Raw genomic sequence first — 17671 nt, 5'->3', positions numbered from 1 at the left:
TTAGCGTCGGGAAAGCTGCGCGTGCACTACATTGATAGCCTTGGCAGTGAGCATACTTGTTATTTCTTTACGGCCGGACGGTTTATCTCCTCATTTACAAGCTTTCTGACAGGGACACCCACGGTCGAAAGTATCTCGGCCATTGAGCCCACAGTCTTGTGGGTGATTGACAGACAGCAGCTAGAGAAACTATGCGATGCAATACCAAAGCTGCATATCTGGCGAAGGGTAATTGCTGAGAATCTGTTTATTGAAATGGAAAAGCGGATTTCCAAACTTCAATCGCTGACCGCAGCTGAACGATATGACCAGCTCATCGGAGAAAATCCGGATATAATTTTGTCCGTCCCGCTCCAATACACCGCCTCTTTCCTGGGGATTACCCCGCAGCACCTTAGCAGATTAAGAAAAGAAGCCAGTCAATGATTTCTTCGCATTTGTTCAGTATTTCAAAATCAGCCCCGGCAACCTTTGTATTGAACAAATCAGAATCTTATGAAACATCTGTTATCCATCCTGTTTTTATCAACTCTTGCTATCAGTTCGTATGCTCAATCTACCACTCCCGGTGACGAGCCGCGGTACGAAGTTGCAGTGCTCGCCGGATTATTGCAGCCAACTATGCTTCAAGGCGGCAATGTCGAAGTCGATTTTTACACCCGGAAAATGGTGTTCAATTATTCTCACGGCTTTTCGCTGGACCTGGACGCCGCACATGGTACCACGGTCGGTGAAGTGAAACGACAAAACCTTGCTATCCATTTGCCATACTCCACCGGCTTTGGCATCGGTTATCGTATCAACAGATTTTTTGACATACGATTTGAGCCGAAACTACATGATTTTGACGTCTACTATGAGGGTAGCACCCGTCAGTCAGGCAAAGTTGCAGATTACCGAACGGTCACCCTAGGGCTGGGCGCTTATTTCCGCTGGAAGCCATTTGAAAAGCAACAAAACGTCCTGAAAGGCATCTTCACATCTACCAGCGCGCGCTACTGGCAAAATGTATGGTCATCGCTGGACAATAATGAAATCGTTTATACCAATCAGTTTACCAAGACGCAGGAAACTCACAAGGCTTCCAACATCGGGATCGCCAACACGCCTTTCATATTCAACATAGCAGTCGGATACAGCTTTATAATTAAGTAAGTAGACCGATGTAGGGCACATCGATTATCAACCTCCATCAATTTTTTACAAACATGCAAACCATACTTGGATCTGGTGGCGCTATCGGTGCGCCATTAGCGAAGGAGCTTACAAAATATACTAGTCATATTCGTCTGGTTTCCCGAAATCCAATAAAAGTTAATACGGGCGACGAATTGTTCTCTGCTGACCTTACAGATAAAGCGCAAGTCGAGAAAGCTATCTGCGGCTCTGAAATTGTTTACCTTGTTGTCGGCCTGGAATATAATACGGCTGTTTGGCAGCGCTGCTGGCCTTTAATTATTGACAATGTTATCAGCGCTTGCTTATTGCATCAGGTCCGGCTGGTTTTCTTGGACAACGTTTATGCATATGCTTCTGCGCAAATTTCCAGAATGAATGAAACTACTATGATATTGCCTTCCAGCAATAAAGGTAAGATACGGGCGGGTCTGCATGAGAAAATTTTCGCTGCCATAAAACAGAATGGATTGAAAGCTCTTATCGCCAGAAGTGCGGACTTTTACGGTCCTTCTGTAAAGAATAGTCCGCTTGAAATTATGGCGTTGACTCCACTTCGAACGGGTAAGAAAGCATCCTGGCAAATAGATGATAACAAGCTTCACGCCTTTACATATACGCTCGATGCAGCAAAGGCAATGGCTATGCTTGGTAATTCAGAAAAAGCCTATGGACAGGTATGGCATTTACCGACAAGTAAGGAAAGGTTAACAGGAAAAGAGTTCATAGCGTGTTGTGCGCTCGAATTAGGAGTAGAGCCGCGTTATTACGTATTCTCGCGGATCATGATGAGCTTAATTAGCATTTTTACACCTATTGTCAGAGAATTGAAAGATGTAGCCTATCAGTACGAATACAATTACGTATTTGATAGCACTAAATTTGAAAAGTTTTTCTCCTTTGAGCCTACCTCGTATCAAGATGGGATAAGGGAAGCAGTCATAGCTTCTGCTACTTCACGTGAACTGACGAATTGATTGCATGCGTGCGTGCATAATGGCTGATGGTAGCGGCTGTAAGTGAATTTTGCACCCAGTTGATAGTTTTCGCGCAACACAGACCAAATGAAAAAGCTTGTGATCGTCACCTTCACAAAACGCATTTTATGTCATTGTTAACAGGAGCGTCCGGCGGAATCGGAGAAGCCGTAGTTAGACAATTGGCTGCGAGGAAGCAGAACCTTGTACTGGTAGCCCGCAATGCGGGAAAACTATCCGAAATCAGTAAACTATTACGGGCTCAATATGGAATACAATATTTTTCCAGTTACAAAAAGAGTCTTCGCTTCCCATTGACAATTTTAGCCAGGAAGTTTGGATTGCCAACATAGTGCTTCTGCTAACATATTGCCATCGCTATTATCACAGGCAGTTTATTACACGTAAAGCTGTCAGCAACGAGTTATTGGATAAAGTTGACAAAATCATAAACACTTTTCTGGTATCAGATCAACCGAATAAAGGTTTACCCATGGCCTAGCATCTAGCAGAAGTACTACATTTGTCGTCCAAATATTTGAGCGATTGTTTAAAGCAACTTACAGGAAGCACCACACAGCAATTAATTCACGAAAAGCTGATCGAACATGCCAAGGAAGGATTGTCTGCCACGCAGCTCTCGATTACTGAAATCGCTTATGAATTAGGTTTCGAATATTCGCAATCGTTGAGCAAGCTTTTCAAATCTAAAACCGGGCAGACGTCACTGGGATTTCGAGCGCAGTACAATTGAAAAATCTGTTCGTTTTAACCTAGCTAGGCACGTCTAGAGCCGGACTGACGTATTTCCGCTTGATTTTAAATGCGAAATCATTCGTAGACACAGGCTCTGTGATAGTTTTTCTTTACGCATCCAAGAAAGGATGCAAAAAAAGGAGCTGTGAATGACACCTTCATGAATTAAACGATCTTTCCTGACAGACACTGCCATTTCCTTTTTACCTTTGGGCTGGGATTTGTGATCACATCCCTTTTTTACATGAATTATCTAAGGAAGTGTTGGTGGACAAAGTTGCTGGTGGGGTTCCTTGCGCTACACATCCTGAATTTGTCTGTGGACAGCCCAGACGGGCAGCCTTATTTTGTCGCCGAAGACCTTTCTATCAATGACCAAGAAAGCTTTGTTGAACTTGTCGTCGAGAAGATCCTTGGTTTTGATGACGCGTTCGCCGAGTTTGATGATCCTGATAGCAGCAACATCAATGTAAAACTGATCCTGTCTTTTCCATTATTAGCACAGGCTTTTCTCTTCACACCCTTTATACATTATTTCCAGTTGGTTGCCGGTCATCATGTGACCAGCCGGTCCTGGCAAATACCAGCTTTAAGCAACCTTGGCCCTCCGCCAAAATGTTGAAACTTCTTGTAGCGTAAAGACTTAGGTAACAACATTAACTTCATTGATTAACCGATGAAAATATACGGTGCAGCAGTGCTTGCCATGTTCCTTGCAAACTGGCATTTAGAAGCATATGCCCAAATAAACCAGAAGGACAGCTTATTTATTGCCGAAACGGAAGAAATCCAAAAACCAGCCAAGGTACTTCATGCAGAGCCTTTGTTCATTGATTTGATACGGGATTTAGGCGCAAGAAAAGGAGAGAAGGAGTGGAATGTGGGACTTGGTCTTCAAGACCAGAATGAAAGGGATGAATACATCACCTTGGTTGAATATGAATGGGCGCCGGCAGACCGGCTGGGGCTGGAAATAGAGCTGCCCTTTACATTTTATCCTACTGCCCGTAGTTTAGAGCAGACAAACGGTTCCAAACTTAACGGCCTGAAAATAGCTGCTCAATATTCGTTTTTTGTTTCGGAAAAATACAAGACGTCAATGGCAGTAGGCTATTTGCATGAACTCGAATTGCCTGCATTTGCCCAGTATGGCCAGGCTCGAATGCTGAAAGGGAATGTATACAGCCCGTTCTTTGTCGCAGCCAAGCGGTGGGGCGGCAACTTACATAGCCTAGTTTACACCGGGCCTATTCTTCACCACGATTTTGCTACTCGGCAGCTGGAATCCGAATTTCAGATCAATACCAGTTTCCACTATATGATCCCATCGACGCGGAATTTTATTGGGGTCGAGTTTAACAAGCAGACCTATGCTGGCGAGTTTGATATGACTATCCGTCCACAGATGCGGGTGTCGGTAGCTGATAATTTACTGGTTGGTATCGTAGCAGGCATTCCTGTCGATAAAACCCAGGAGCGTTTAAGCACGTTCCTGCGCCTTATTTATGAGCCAGGCCACCGAAATTGATACTCGCTGTCGACGCATTACTATCAGATATTTAACTTAACATCCCTGTTCTATGGCAATAATCACACTTACGCTCGATCTGGAAAACAAATTGATCGAAATAGAAGGCAATGATATTCTGGCACTTGAAGAAGTTAAAAATCCTGCGTTAATTGTCACAACACGTGTTTACATGAAAGGTGGCATCTACCATGATGTCGTAGAGCCGTTAGATATTGTCCAGGCAATTCAGCTTGGCTATTCCAGTTAACAGTATTTTTGAAATATTATCTGTTTAAAACTGATATGTTTCTCATTGCAAGGAAAGGGATGATACCTCCAATTGATTGCTATAGCCCTTTAAAGCAATATACTCTTGGCGAGACGATCATTTGTGCTGGGTTACGTCCCTTTCTTTTAAATTAGCATAAATCCTAAAACCACTTCTGATGGAAATTAGCGATATAAAGAGAGTTGCAGAAAACTACATGCAGGTATGGGATTCAGGTAAAGATGGCTTGCTTGAAAAATGGGCGTGCAAAGATTTGATTGTAGAGTATACCCACTTTGAGAAGCCTCTCAACGGAATTGAGCAATATCGCAAAATCCTAATCCAGAGCTATCTTTCGTTTCCTGATATAACTATATCAGTGGACGAAATTAATGCAATTCAAGATAAGGCCATTGTGAAGTGGAAATACACGGGCACTCATAAAAATGATGTATTGTTTGGAGTTGCCCCAGAAGGGAAGCGGGTAACGGTCACAGGCATTTCAATACTTGATTTCTGCAATGACCGGGTTTCCCGGGAATATGGGATTGTTGACAATCTTTCCCTGGTTTTGCAATTAGGGGCTCTTCGCATGTAACAATCCTTTTTTAAAAGGTAATGACTACGCGAATAGCAGTCGTATAAGGTAAATATTTTGTAGTACCAGTCCCGAAGGAAAAAGCGAAATTCAACTATGGAGACAATCATCAGGTGGGTAGGATTGGACAACAATTCGCAAGAAAGCTGTCGTATAAACCAAACTAGTGATAGAATCCTGGTAGAATCTGAAATTTTGGGGCCAGGCTTGAATGTGCAGTATCAGATCATGCTAGGAACAAATTGGATGCCCACATACTGCGAGCTGAACGGGCATTCTGAGGACTATGCCTTCCACTATATCTTCCAGCGTCAGGAAGATGGCCAATGGATAGCGAACGGTCATCTGGATAGTAGTTTCGATGAATGTGACTATGTTGACATTTCCCTTACACCGTTCACCAATTCCTTGCCTATTAATAATCTGGACTTACCTGAAATGTCAGTAAAGGAAATCAGTGTTGTATATTTTCATTTGTATAAGTTATCTTATGTTAGATAGAGTATTGAGATTGGAAATGCTCTCTTCTACATCCCTCCTGCCTAAGCGTTCCAATACTGCACATAGTTGTGAGTTGCAAGCGCCTAGTCTCCCTTTTTATGCTTATGAGGTTTTAGTGAAGGCGTGTTTCCTACTTTCCTATTTAGGTTTTAAGGTGATTAGGATGTAAACACATTCTCCAGTAGCCGAGGATAGAGCTAAGATTCTCTTTGAACTCCTCAAAGCTATTTGCCTTCTTATAAAAACCCGGGATGGTGCCTTCTTATGCCTTTCGGATCAGGCCTAGTTTACCAAACCTGCAGGTAAAACGCATAATTGCAGAAACTGCAGACAAAGAATCAGCCCCGACTTTCCGGAGCGTCGAATTGAAATAGCTGGCCGAAGATCGGTGATTTGCGTAGCAGAAATCTTCCTTCGTAAATAGCGTCAATAGAGGCTTGTCCAAGCTCTATCAGGCCAAACCAGACTGCGAATTTCTCGATAAACCGCCATTGGTAAACAGCTTCTGGCGTGAGTGGAAATTCTGGGTGCCCCGACGGGATTGGGTGGTGTAAATGGGGAAAGGCCTGCATGACCTTGGAGGCGTAAAAGTTGGCCTGACGGTCTTGCGCACCATACCGGTGAAGCAAATAAAGCGAATATGCCCAGCCGAAGTGTCCGGCCTGCGAATCGGCAAGATCCAGGTAACCCCAGTTGAACCGCGTGGTATACAGGTCAAAGAGCTCCCAGAACCTTACCTGCCGCCCTTTGGATAATGACTTTTGACCGGCCTGGGTGAGCGACAAAGCATTGCCCCGCTTTTTCACATCTGGCCCGATCAGAAGGCACGCTTTCAAAGCCTGGATGAAAGCCACATTATCCTCGGATATCTTTTTAGTGTAGCCTTTCTCAATGTCATCGTCGATCAACAGCTTCTTTTCATAAAGTTCACCGCATACCGAAAGCGGCAAATTCCCTTTGGTGGTCAGTTTGATCGGCCCCTTTGAGAGAATGCCATACAGGATTTCGATCAGGCGAAAGAACGGGACTAAGTCGATCACCTCGTCAGCAAGAACCTGTTGCCGACGTATAATCGAGACTTGTCCGAAAGGGTTATTGAGCAGCGCATGCATTTGCTGAGCGGATAGCCCGTCGAAAGCCGCAAGTGGCTTCTGATTGCGGATTAGCATAAACGAGTTCAACTTTTGGTTAAGCTCCTGCTGTGACCAGCTTCCCTTTGCAGCCTCAGGATAGGCGGCCATGAATTCTTGCATAATATCGTCTGCGAACCCCATTACAATTGCGCTGGTTTAGAACAAATATAGTGATATCACGAAAAATCATCTGGTAACCACTTCACTGTGGCTTGCAAAACGCAGGAAAACGGGATTTGAGAAATTCGAGCTAGATCTGAATCCACAGAACGTCTTTGATGTATTCCAGGAAGGAAACCTGATACGCGTGTTTAAAGTCGATAGCGTGCCATTTGGCGACGTCGGGACCATAGTGTACAAGAACAACACCAATTATGTTATCCGCGTTAACAGCACAAACGAAAAGGTGAGCATCAGACTGGATGAGCCAGGCGAGAATTTGTTCATTCCGCACTGGATTGACCAAACAACACTACAGCGCCTTGGCTTCAGGCCGGATTCCACCGGAACGACATGGTCTGATGGTATTGTCGAGCTGAGATCTGCTAAGCCTATCGTGATCAGCGACGATCCCCAGGTCAATTACAGGAAGCGCTTTTAAACTATGTCTTCAAAGTCTTCATCCTCAAAGAGGATATGGAACTGTTAATCCCACCGACCGGAGAAGGCATCATTCGTGTGGTACACGAGCTGCAAAATATCTATGCATCGCCGAATGTCAGGAAAACGTGCTGAAATGAAAGAAGGCGTGAGTGATCACGCCTTTGGTTTTATTATTAATAGGTGCTGATTAAGCCATATTGTAAACCCGAGCGTTCATATTCACGGGGCGCTCACACACATCGCAATAATCGCTGTTAAAGTCGTTATCTGCGTGGCTAGCCAGCTCTTCTTTGCTATCGTAAACTCGCACCCGGTCAATCATTTTCCGTATATCAGGCGACAGATGAGCAAAAAGGATATCAATGATTATATCGGCCTTTTCGTAGCAATCACTCCCTGGCATATCAGGTGCGCTAATACCTAGAATATAGGTATCTTTCAGCATACCATTGTAGGCAGGTGCGAGACCGATAGCATCGATCTCCATTCCATTAACCTTTTCACTGTTTGTGAAAAGATCAATTAATACGTCTACCAATGCGTTTCTATCCATGACAATAATTCTTTAACCCTTTTTATAAATGTTGCTGCAGTTGCTTGCCGACAGCTAAACTCATATCTCCTTTGTTCCGTCCAGTTGGACACCGTGCTCCAAGCCTTTTCAAAATCGACTTCGGCCAATTTTTTAGCTTCCATCTCGGGATGCAGGCCGGAAAGCAAGACCAAAGCTGGTATGTCGTGTATCTGAAATGCCTGTATCAGCTTGCCAGATGCATTACCCTTCACAGTGTTACTTTCAAAAACATCCACTCCCAGCTTCTTGCAAACCACAGCTTTCAGGCCGAACTCAATTGCGTATCCGGCGAGATAATTCGCGCCAGACCAAAATCCTTCCTTGTATAGTAACTCCGACTCTTGTAGCCGGTGTTTAGCCATTGCTTGTAATTCTACTCCAGTTGCCAAAAGAGATACTTGTGTTACAACTGCTAATATAACATAAATATTATGTACTAAATTCATACCATAAGATCTTATGTATTACTGATGATACTAAAGATCTTCTATATAAGGCTTTGAAGATCTAACATGAATGTTAGAAATCTTAATCTGCTGATGCTGAAAGATCTGCCTGTCCAATTTCCCTATGTTCGAGGCAGTACCACTTAATCTTCTGCCCTTCCGGCAAATCACCAGGCTGATCGTGGTTTGCCACATACCTGGCACGGCTTGTCCTTTAGCTGGCCGGTTGACTTCTGCTTTTCAAATGTCTGCTGTTAAAGCGAAGAGAGTTTCTTGTAAGCCATGAGACCTCGGAAGGTATGTCCGTTTGGGCAAGACAACGACCGGGGCTTCACAACCGGCGGGGCCTGACGGGTAAAAACGGATAAAACCCGTGTATGCATTATGCCACAGCTGTTAACGATCTGTCAATCAAAGGGTGATGTGCGGATTATTTTGCCTTTTAGAAAGATAAGCAATAAGGCCGTTAATCTCATGATTTGACTTCGTTTTGTTTGATGTTCAAAATTGGTGGATCCATCTTTTGAACTACTGAACAAATGCGAAGAAATCACCGGCTGGCTTCTTTGCGAAGACGGCTTAGATGCTGGGGCGTAATGCCTAAAAAAGAGGCTGTGTATTGCAATGGCACTGTAAGGGCTATGTCTGGCGTCTCTTTAATTAACAAATCGTAGCGCTCACTTGCCGTTTTGGATTGCAGTTTAGATACCCGCTTTTCCATTTCGATGAACAGGTTCTCGGCTACGACCCTTCGCCAAATATGTATGGATGGTATCTGGGCAGAAAGCTGCTCTAAATCACCTTTGTTAATTACCCATAAATTGGCCTGCTCCATCGCAGTATACTTTCAACTGCCGGCGTGCAGGTGAGAAAACTTGTGTATGAGGAAATAAAAACGCCGGGTGTAAAAAAATAGCATGTTATTTCCTGGCCTGACTCTTCCAGATAGTGGACTCTCAGTTTTCCCGTTTGCAAAAAGCCCACCTGGTCGCACACTTTTCCCTGATGTACCCAGAAGCTGCCTTTTGGAAGTAAAATTGGCTTAAAAAAGCTTTTAACCAGTTCAATTTCAATATTAGTCAGCGTGATTACTTGGCTCAATTGTTCTAAGAGATCTTCCATGTTAACTTCCAAAATTGGGACTTTCACTGTCAATGATTAGTTACAATTACCAACTGCCAGACTTGCTATCGTTAGCTATTCACCTTATTCTTGATCCCCTCACAATAAGACGTTGGGGGATAGGAAAACCGCTTTTCAAATTTACTGCTGTTAAATATGTAATCACGATCGTATTGGTAGGCCATTTCTCTTAGTTCCTTTACGATTGGAACGAAGATGCCAATCAGGTGCATCATTATTCTTGTGAAGATAAAATAGCGAGACTTAACATTCATTTCCTGAGCAATTTTTTCAATAAAGTCTTTTCCCGTAAGCCTCTCAGAGCTAGTGGGTAAATGCCAAACCTGGCCGTAAGCATCAGGAGTATTGCCTAAGAGGGCAATTCCTTGTGCTGCGTCAGGTACATAAGTGAAAGAATGGAACTTAGAATCGTCGAATTGCCATAATGCTTTTTTACCATTCCTGAATTTATCTAATACCATGATTTTAAGCGGGCTGCTTTCCACCATAGGTCCATAAAAATCTGCGCTTCTGGCAATTAATACTTCCAGCCCAGGTCACTTATGGCTTGAATGACCATGTCCTGTATGTTGGCCCTGACCTTTCCTTTGCTGCTCGAAGGGCTTATGCTGGATGTTTCCTTCATGTTGGGAATTTCGCTGTCTGCATACATGTAGACATTATCCAGAAAAACTAACCGCGCGTTATGCTTATACTTAAACTTAACTTAAAACCTGTATCCAAGGTGAATGGTAGGAAAAACAGACCATTGTGATTGTATGTACTGCTGAGCGTTTCTAGTGACATTTGAAGGATTAAATGAATGTATGAAAGCCACCCAGGGAACCAGATAAAAACCTCTATATTGATTTTCTTTGCTACCAAGCATAAAACGGTACCCGGCCCTCAAGCCCAGCGTCAACCCACTTACAGACTGGGAATCATCGCTGGTTCTTAGGCTAATTTTATCTGTCGCATAATCGGATTGCAGGCCAAAGAAGAGTCCTTTGTTCTTACGCAGTAGATAATCAGCTTTTAATCCTACTCCGGAGCTAAAAACAGAAAAGTGCTTGTTTTCCAGTGCAAATTTGGGCTGTTTGATACCATAAATACCAATATCAAATCTCATGTGTGACATCGTATAGCCTGCATGCAGAGAGTACCCGTTCAATATGAAAGCAATTGGATCTGCTTCTAGTTCAAACCGGTTTTGCAAAGGTTGCCGTTGAGCAATACTTTGGAAAGGAAACGCAAAGATGAAAATCAAGATAACTCTGGCGGAAACATTCATATCAATTGCATATTGGTTATCTGCAAAGATATCTGCCGCCACAGAAGTCATCTGTTAACAAAAGATAAGAAATTATGACAGACGGGCAATCCGCTTTCGAATCCGGCTGAGTGATACAGGCGTCACACCCAAGAAAGATGCCAGTATATATTGAGGTACGCGCTGGACCAAATGCGGATATTGCCGCACGAAAAGCTCATAGCGCTCTTGAGGACCAGCTAAAATGTAAGAGGATAATAGCTGCTGTGAGTAAATAAATCGGGCTTCCATCACTTTCCGCATGATCACATGGCATTTAGGCACCTGTTCATAAAGCAGGTCAAGTTTTTCTTTGCTGAGCACCAGCAATGTGCAGGGTTCAATTGTTTCGAGGTTCTGGGTACTGGGCTGCTGCTTAATGAAACTTTCCAGGCAACTGGCGAACATATTTTCGCTGAATATAAAAGCAGTGATCTGATCGCTATCCTTAGTTTGGTAAAAGAGCCGCGCTAAACCGGAACAAATAAAATATATCTCCTTTGCAACGTCCCCTTCGCTGGCAATAATCGTTTTGCTCTCTACAACTCGAACCGTGAAGGCTTCCTTTAAAAAGTCCCATTCCGGCTGGGAGAGTTCAACCAGGCTTTCAAATGCCGATTTAAGTTTACCATACTCTGTGCGCTCCTGCATTGGCATTTATGAAGTAGTAGCGGTTTTATTTAAGCAATGATCAATTGATACAGGTACAAATAAAGGAACTAAAACCGGCAAATGCGCATCAGAGTTACGATGCTGGTTTCAAATAACAAGCCGTATGCCGCTCTCACCATCCCGGCAAAGTGCGAAAACGTTAAAACACTCTTCAAACATTTCTACTCACTTGGTTTAAGACATCTGGTATATTGTCAAATCCGGCCAAATCGTTTTTACCGGCAGATACAAATTTTATCTATGTCATTCATGCATGAAAACATAATTTACTTCTTACTTATCGGACCGTTCAGAATGAGCCAATATTCGAAGATCCACCTCACTCATCAACTCTTCCCCGTACTCGACCAGTCGGTCAATTACAGGTAATGCTCGTTCGCCCTTCTTTGTCAGGGCGTATTCTACCTTGGGCGGTTTTTCTTGATACACTGTGCGGGTAAGCAATCCCATACCTTCCAGCTCACGTAACTGGGTATAAAGCATTTTATCGGTAATGTGCGGGACTAAAATTTTTATCTCACCGTATCGCTTGCCTGAATCTCTGAGGCAAATAAGAATAGACATTTTCCATGTACCTCCGATGTGGGCAAATGCAAACTCGACCGGGTTATAATAGACCTTATGATCGAAAATAAAGCTATCCATAGCATCTATATTGTTTTGAAATTCAATTACTTAATTAAAAACAGGTTATATACTAAAAAGTATATAAAGGAGAATCAGAAAAGTTTTTATGCAGATTTGCACCAAACAAAATTATTGTTTATGCAATCAATTACAGTGAAAAGCAACATTAGGGAAATTGCCGAACAGATTCGGCTTCACATTAACAACAATTGGAAGACTGTGCTGGAAAAACATTCCGACAGGCTACTGCGAGCTTATGAACAAATGGGTGATGGAGCGTACGGCCTCTATCTCGATTTGCTATTTAAACCTGTCTACAGGCAACTCAAGGACAGTGGTTTCAAAGTCATGCCGAAGCTTCCAGGTAACTTAAACATTTCCAGGGAATGGGGCAACGTTGATGAAACTGATCAAGAGCGCTGGATGTGGAGTGTAATCAAGTTTCCTGACAAGAGTGATTGTGGAACAATTGTGGTGGAAGTCTTTCACGACCATACCCAATTCCGCTTGCCCAAGCCGCCAGCTATTCGTTTCATGCATTTAACCAAAAAGGAAGATATCATTGCTGAGCTTTCCCGGATCTCCCCTGATTTTAGTAAAGCGAAGGATATGGTAGCTGAGTATGCTGATTACTTAGCAAAATTATCAGAAGAAATGCCAAATGGAGACAATTAATGGAACTTAGACCTTGGTTATTGCGCCAGCCTCCAAACCGGTGCTGGTTCGCTAAGGTTTGAATATTATTATATTTTTTATATTATCCATCAGACATTGTAGGATTGGTGCCAATTTATACTGCAAGTATCTTGTCGATAATCTTGTTTAGCTTTTGGTTAAAAGTGGAAGGATCTTCAAGCATAGGATAATGACTGGTAGCCTGTATAACTTCGAGCTCGTATGCTTGCACGCCATTATTAGAAAGTGAATCCGGATTGTTAGGATAATAGTCGGAGTTAAGCAAATGCAATGTCCACGGGAGCTGGCGCAGAAGCATTACTTCGCGCTTAGCATAATTAAAAATGCTTTCAATTAATGCATAACCCATTTCTGGCTCTGCGTTCCGATAGGCGTTTACAATGCGCTCGACCAATTTTGCGTCAGTTTTAGGTGTTACGAGCCCCATCCGCACATATTCGGCAGCATTGTCTGCAAAATTATCTTTCAGACCAGCCAGTATTTGGCCCCGCATTTCGTCCGGGAATTTTTCATCAAGATCTTTGAAATTATCGACAGCAATAAATCCGATTACAGGGCCCGGAAATGCGATGCCAGCTTCCAGGATCGCCGCCGCACCCAGGGAATGCCCGATCAGGATTACATTGGTCAATTCGAGCTGTTTGATAACCTCAATAACATCTCGGCCAAAAGATTCGACTGTCCAGTCGCTACGCTCAGATTCTGATTCTCCATGGCGCGCCAGGTCTAGTGTAACAACTTTAAAGCGCTCACTGAAAAACGCCACCTGATCTTTCCAATAGGTCTTATCTATAAAACCGCCGTGTACGAAGAGGAGGGTAATGTCGCCGATGCCGGAAGTATGTGTGGCCAGTCGGGTATTATCATTTTCGATCGTTTGCATACGCTGATGAAATTTGTTATCCGCAAAAAGAATAATAGCGTTAGAATTCACACTATCTCAGTTATTTATCTTCAAGTTTTTTAACAAGAATTTAGAACTGAGTGTACGTGAAAACAGATTTATCTGAATTTAGCAATAAAACCGTGCAAAAAAGCTGATAGAACCGGCTTGGCGACAGCTTATAGATGACATTATGACCTAAATTGGCAGATAATCTAGCAGAACAACACCACTTTTAAATACTTTACTATTGGTTAGTTGAAAATCCAGCTTCTTGGTAAGTCCTGAAAATAGCGGTGTTCCCTGGCCTAGTGCCACTGGATCAATCATGATTTGCAATGTGTCGATTAATCCTGCTTCCGCTAATTGCATTACAACACTTCCACTACCTAGGATTGTCATCACTACATTAGGGTCATTTTTAAGATTTTTAATTTCATCGATCATGTCTGTTTGAACCAATCTTGTATTTTGCCATTCTGCCTTTTCCAAGGTTTTTGAAAAAACCAGTTTTGAGGATTCGTTCATACCTGCTGCTACTTCTGGCATGTTTTCCAACGCCATGGTTGATGGCCACCAGCTAGCCATTTGTTCGTAGGTTTTACGTCCAAAGACCAGTATTGATTTTCTCCCTTCCATACTTTCAGAGGCAAAAGAGCTTTCTTCATCCCCGTGACGATGCCAACTAATGTCTTCTTCCAAACCTTTGTAGTAGCCGTTCAAAGTGATGAATGTAAATGCATGAAGTGAGCCCATAACGACAATTTTTATGTTTAAATAATGAATGATCAAAGTTAATGCCGGACTTGCTGGATCAGCGGTTGTATAATGCGTGCCTGATACTGCCGAACAAAACTCGTGGATTAGTGCTGATGTCTCTTCAAAGTTGGTAAGCAATACCATATGCCCGCCGTCAAGGACGTGTAGATTGGAGTTGGGCAAGTCCCGTTGATAGCAATATGCTTCTTCCAAACTAAAAAACGCATCATATTTCCCCCAGAGGATCAAAGCCGCAGGTTGGTGTGCGCGGAAATAATGTTGAAATTGTCCAAACAATTGAAGGTTGCTTGAATAGTCTCGGTTAACGTCGAATTGCCTATCAATGTTGCCCGGCCGATTTAAAAGTGCCCAGTCCAACAGCCATAGTGCCTTCCTCACTTAGAAAAGCTTTAACTTTTTTCGCTTTTTCCGGTGTTGGGTTTGTCCAATGGTCTCGGTTTCATCCCTTTGCGGCCCTGATCCTTCCATATAAGCATTTCCATTCTGAACAATGATTCCCAGATTCTATCAGGATGTTTTGTGCGCGCTGAGAATTATCCAGGCGATTGAGTAAAAGTCTCGCCGACCACCAGCCATGACTTACTTATTTTTGATACCGAAAAACTCCTGCACCATCGGTGTAAACCATCCGATCCGTTCCATGACTCCCATGTGAGAGGTGTGTGGAAGAATGGCCAGCTGTATATTAGGCATAGGTTGCAGATCGCCCATTACATTGCCGTCCCGCTTTTCGAACATCTCCCTGATATGGCTCAGCGTCACTACATCTGAGTCGCCAAATATCAGCAGCATTGGTTTTTTGATTTTGACATAGTCTTTTTCCCAGTCAAACCGTTTCATATCGAGGGCTTTCAGCTTTTCGACCAGTTCTGGAAAACGTTTCGGGTCTGGTGCGAGGCTGTCGTATTCTGTTTTCATAGGAGTACCTTCGAGGCTAGCTGCCGTCATTTGCGGGATGAGCGGTTTCAAAGCGGGCTGCATTCCCTTTTCGGCATAGGACCCGGAGATCACCACTGCCTTTTTGACCAGCTGCGGGTGACGGATAGCGACCTGAATTACCACGCCAGCGCCCATGCTGTAACCCGCCAGATCGGCACTGTCGACTTTCAGTTCTTTGGCCAACGCGGCTACGTCGTCGGCCATGCCCTGGTAAGTAATCGCCCGATCAGCGTCATTGGTACGGCCGTGGCCCTGCAATTCTGCCACGATCACCATTCTGTCGGAAGATAGCTTTTCAGCGATCTGCCGGATCGGTCCGCCTGCATTCATGTATGCGCCGTGCAAAAGAATCAGTGGCTCGCCTTTCCCAAGGATTTCATAATACATTTTTAGTCCATTAACATTCGCATATCCGGTTTTTACTTCGTTTGCGGGTTTGTCATCAGGCTTTTCGTCTTGTTTTTTTGGGGTGTTACAAGCCAGAATCATCAGGGACAAAAGAAGCTTCATTATGTGCGTTTTCATAATATCGGAATTTTAAGGTGAGTTGCTTGTCACTCTTCTCAATCAGTGACATTGCAAAGATCTTCTAATAACCGAAGATAATTCGGGTGGAAATACGTCAAATGAAAGGGCTAAATGCGTCTTGTAATAAACATGACTTGCACTCTGCGATGGCCCACGAGGTGATCTAATGCGGGGAAGGCGCCGGCGTTTAAAGAAGAGATTATCAGCGCATCAACACATTTAATGAAAAAACCACACGGAATAGGTCATTAATGCCTTATTTTTCGGGTTATTGTTATTTGTGTAGCATATGCATATTCCACCAGTACATTGTCTGCGAGAAAGTGCCAGGATGCAAGCGGTTCTTTGATGGGTGGTTGGTACTCTCCACTACCTAAGGAAAAGGCTTCCCACTTGCCCACAATTTGCTGATTAGGGTCAATGTAATCTATGCCACAGCCGAAAAGTATTACAGCAATCACAGGCGTTGTAATCGTTTTTATAATCAGCTAGTTGTTGTTTCCTACTACGACAACGAAATCATAGCGTGATTGGGTCGCCGCTGACATTCGACAATCAGTCGCACGCGCCAGTTGTACCCTGCTGCTGTTTTCGAGAGTTTATTCAACAAGGTCTTTGGTTTGTGCGTCGATAAAGGCACATGTCACAAGGTTATTCTTTGAGACCTAAAAAATGCTTTCTATCTTCTTGACTTAATTTTTCGATTGTGTATCTCAATGTTACGCGTGGCATTGTTGCAGCATGCTTTTTAAGAAATAGCAACAGTTTTTCTTTATCCTTTGATCCAGCTGTTCTGAGCCAGCTGCCTACCGCCTTATTTACCAGTTCATGGTGATCATTGAGCAGTATTTCGGCAATCTTGAATGTATCGTCTAGCTGTCCTGTTTTGATAAAGGCGTAAGTACTTACAATGGCAGTGCGTCGTTCCCAAGGGTTCTGGGAGGCAGCTAATTGATATAAAATATCTTTTGGCTTGTTCAACAGGTACCCTCCAATAACAGAGGGAGCTGCCCTGTCAACAAAATCCCAGTTGTTAAGTCTATCATGCCTGTCTAAATACAGTTCGAAGAGCACTTTTTTATGTTGCTCACTTACTTTCTTGTCTCTTGCTTGGAAATCCATGATACTGACAGCGCCCATTCTAACCTCGTAAAATTCACTGTCGAGTAAACATTCAATTTCTGAGATAGGCATGTCTTTAAACTTCTCCGCTATTTTGAAGACATCTCCAAATTTTACGCCAAATGCAATAGTAAGCGGATCATCTCCTTTGAAAAATCGGCGGACCTTACCCATTTCATTCTTGTTCTTATATAGCGCGAGTGTTTCTATGAAATCTGATGCGGTCAGTATCTGAGTGTTCTGAGTCATAGAATATGATAGTTGCTAATTTGAGCTGTTGAGAATACTATTGGATCTGTGTTTATAGGCTGTGGAGAAAGAATTGTTCCAATGGCCCTTGCAAGTGCCATTCGACTTTTGCATTCTGAGTTGTGCAACACTCACGGAGGGTTTTTGACTTGAAGCAGCAAGTATCCCTGTGTGACAATTTTATTGATTTATCTTCGGCGCA

General features: G+C 43.3%; 24 protein-coding genes and 1 pseudogene. 12 read left to right on the top strand and 13 right to left on the bottom strand.

The genetic code is table 11. The annotated features are described in order from the left end of the window. From Q369_RS28880 to Q369_RS29955, 10 genes and pseudogenes are all read left to right on the top strand, one after another. Positions 1-426, top strand: a 426-nt coding sequence (locus tag Q369_RS28880) for a Crp/Fnr family transcriptional regulator (protein WP_157488273.1), incomplete at its 5' end; no start/stop codon positions are given. Between the two features lie 69 nt (positions 427-495). After that, positions 496-1155: a hypothetical protein gene (locus Q369_RS0121615; RefSeq protein WP_031529639.1), complete on the top strand. Its 660-nt coding sequence runs from the start codon at positions 496-498 to the stop codon at positions 1153-1155. A 53-nt stretch (positions 1156-1208) separates the two neighbouring features. Next, on the top strand, positions 1209-2153 hold the full coding sequence (locus Q369_RS0121610; RefSeq protein WP_031529830.1) for an NAD-dependent epimerase/dehydratase family protein: 945 nt from the start codon (positions 1209-1211) through the stop codon (positions 2151-2153). Positions 2154-2179: 26 nt separating this feature from the next. After that, a complete protein-coding gene (locus tag Q369_RS29960; RefSeq protein ID WP_031529829.1) occupies positions 2180-2506 on the top strand; it encodes an SDR family NAD(P)-dependent oxidoreductase in 327 nt (108 codons plus the stop codon). Between the two features lie 164 nt (positions 2507-2670). Beyond that, positions 2671-2907, top strand: a pseudogene (locus tag Q369_RS28515) (helix-turn-helix domain-containing protein); the annotation flags it as partial. 246 nt (positions 2908-3153) lie between these two features. Next, a complete protein-coding gene (locus Q369_RS28510) occupies positions 3154-3531 on the top strand; it encodes a hypothetical protein (protein ID WP_051664203.1) in 378 nt (125 codons plus the stop codon). A gap of 54 nt (positions 3532-3585) precedes the next feature. Further along, positions 3586-4437 carry an HAEPLYID family protein gene (locus Q369_RS0121590; RefSeq protein WP_031529827.1) on the top strand — a complete coding sequence of 284 codons (852 nt, stop codon included), beginning with the start codon at positions 3586-3588 and terminating at the stop codon, positions 4435-4437. 52 nt (positions 4438-4489) lie between these two features. Continuing rightward, on the top strand, positions 4490-4687 hold the full coding sequence (locus Q369_RS0121585; protein WP_031529826.1) for a hypothetical protein: 198 nt from the start codon (positions 4490-4492) through the stop codon (positions 4685-4687). 178 nt (positions 4688-4865) lie between these two features. After that, the gene (locus Q369_RS28505; protein WP_051664202.1) at positions 4866-5285 is read left to right on the top strand and encodes an ester cyclase; all 420 of its coding nucleotides are present in this window, start codon (positions 4866-4868) and stop codon (positions 5283-5285) included. A 96-nt stretch (positions 5286-5381) separates the two neighbouring features. Continuing rightward, positions 5382-5786 (top strand): putative glycolipid-binding domain-containing protein, encoded by a 405-nt coding sequence (locus Q369_RS29955; RefSeq protein WP_031529824.1) that lies wholly within the window; start codon positions 5382-5384, stop codon positions 5784-5786. A 338-nt stretch (positions 5787-6124) separates the two neighbouring features. Here Q369_RS29955 and Q369_RS0121570 read toward each other — a convergent pair whose 3' ends face one another. Next, positions 6125-7060: a hypothetical protein gene (locus Q369_RS0121570; RefSeq protein ID WP_031529823.1), complete on the bottom strand. Its 936-nt coding sequence runs from the start codon at positions 7058-7060 to the stop codon at positions 6125-6127. Between the two features lie 166 nt (positions 7061-7226). On the opposite strand from Q369_RS0121570, the gene Q369_RS0121565 reads away from it, so the two are divergent. After that, the gene (locus Q369_RS0121565; protein ID WP_031529822.1) at positions 7227-7520 is read left to right on the top strand and encodes a hypothetical protein; all 294 of its coding nucleotides are present in this window, start codon (positions 7227-7229) and stop codon (positions 7518-7520) included. Between the two features lie 189 nt (positions 7521-7709). Here the strand turns inward: Q369_RS0121565 and Q369_RS0121560 are convergent, their stop codons facing one another. From Q369_RS0121560 to Q369_RS0121530, 8 genes are all read right to left on the bottom strand, one after another. Next, complete coding sequence (locus Q369_RS0121560) at positions 7710-8075, bottom strand: hypothetical protein (protein WP_031529821.1); 366 nt, start codon at positions 8073-8075, stop codon at positions 7710-7712. Further along, entirely contained in the window at positions 8054-8542 is a 489-nt protein-coding gene (locus tag Q369_RS0121555; protein ID WP_035333752.1) for a HEPN domain-containing protein, read from the bottom strand. Before Q369_RS0121555 ends, Q369_RS0121560 begins: the two co-directional genes overlap by 22 nt. A gap of 550 nt (positions 8543-9092) precedes the next feature. Next, complete coding sequence (locus Q369_RS29325) at positions 9093-9377, bottom strand: Crp/Fnr family transcriptional regulator (RefSeq protein WP_051664201.1); 285 nt, start codon at positions 9375-9377, stop codon at positions 9093-9095. Then, positions 9353-9664, bottom strand: coding sequence for a Crp/Fnr family transcriptional regulator (locus Q369_RS29950; protein WP_051664200.1), 312 nt, complete (start codon positions 9662-9664; stop codon positions 9353-9355). The genes Q369_RS29325 and Q369_RS29950 overlap by 25 nt, the downstream gene beginning before the upstream one ends. A 71-nt stretch (positions 9665-9735) precedes the next feature. After that, positions 9736-10146 carry a Rossmann-fold NAD(P)-binding domain-containing protein gene (locus Q369_RS27965; RefSeq protein ID WP_157488271.1) on the bottom strand — a complete coding sequence of 137 codons (411 nt, stop codon included), beginning with the start codon at positions 10144-10146 and terminating at the stop codon, positions 9736-9738. 245 nt (positions 10147-10391) lie between these two features. Beyond that, on the bottom strand, positions 10392-10997 hold the full coding sequence (locus tag Q369_RS0121540; RefSeq protein ID WP_169739280.1) for an autotransporter outer membrane beta-barrel domain-containing protein: 606 nt from the start codon (positions 10995-10997) through the stop codon (positions 10392-10394). A gap of 30 nt (positions 10998-11027) precedes the next feature. Continuing rightward, the gene (locus tag Q369_RS0121535) at positions 11028-11624 is read right to left on the bottom strand and encodes a Crp/Fnr family transcriptional regulator (protein ID WP_169739279.1); all 597 of its coding nucleotides are present in this window, start codon (positions 11622-11624) and stop codon (positions 11028-11030) included. A 294-nt stretch (positions 11625-11918) separates the two neighbouring features. Further along, positions 11919-12290 (bottom strand): winged helix-turn-helix transcriptional regulator, encoded by a 372-nt coding sequence (locus tag Q369_RS0121530; protein ID WP_031529817.1) that lies wholly within the window; start codon positions 12288-12290, stop codon positions 11919-11921. Between the two features lie 120 nt (positions 12291-12410). Here Q369_RS0121530 and Q369_RS0121525 point away from each other — a divergent pair, with 120 nt between their 5' ends. After that, positions 12411-12947 carry a DUF6022 family protein gene (locus Q369_RS0121525; protein WP_035333755.1) on the top strand — a complete coding sequence of 179 codons (537 nt, stop codon included), beginning with the start codon at positions 12411-12413 and terminating at the stop codon, positions 12945-12947. Positions 12948-13062: 115 nt separating this feature from the next. On the opposite strand, the gene Q369_RS0121520 is transcribed toward Q369_RS0121525, so the two are convergent. The 4 genes from Q369_RS0121520 to Q369_RS0121500 form a co-directional block, all read right to left on the bottom strand. Continuing rightward, a complete protein-coding gene (locus Q369_RS0121520; protein ID WP_031529815.1) occupies positions 13063-13851 on the bottom strand; it encodes an alpha/beta fold hydrolase in 789 nt (262 codons plus the stop codon). A gap of 198 nt (positions 13852-14049) precedes the next feature. Next, positions 14050-15009, bottom strand: a complete 960-nt coding sequence (locus Q369_RS29580; protein WP_229206911.1) for a dihydrofolate reductase family protein — start codon at positions 15007-15009, stop codon at positions 14050-14052. Positions 15010-15210: 201 nt separating this feature from the next. After that, positions 15211-16095, bottom strand: a complete 885-nt coding sequence (locus Q369_RS0121505) for an alpha/beta fold hydrolase (RefSeq protein WP_031529813.1) — start codon at positions 16093-16095, stop codon at positions 15211-15213. 654 nt (positions 16096-16749) lie between these two features. Further along, the gene (locus Q369_RS0121500; RefSeq protein ID WP_031529812.1) at positions 16750-17469 is read right to left on the bottom strand and encodes a DNA alkylation repair protein; all 720 of its coding nucleotides are present in this window, start codon (positions 17467-17469) and stop codon (positions 16750-16752) included. Positions 17470-17671: the final 202 nt, after the last annotated feature.

Origin of the sequence: Dyadobacter crusticola DSM 16708 (assembly GCF_000701505.1) — a bacterium.
Classification (GTDB): domain Bacteria; phylum Bacteroidota; class Bacteroidia; order Cytophagales; family Spirosomataceae; genus Dyadobacter; species Dyadobacter crusticola.
This window is presented reverse-complemented; position numbering and strand designations above follow the sequence as displayed.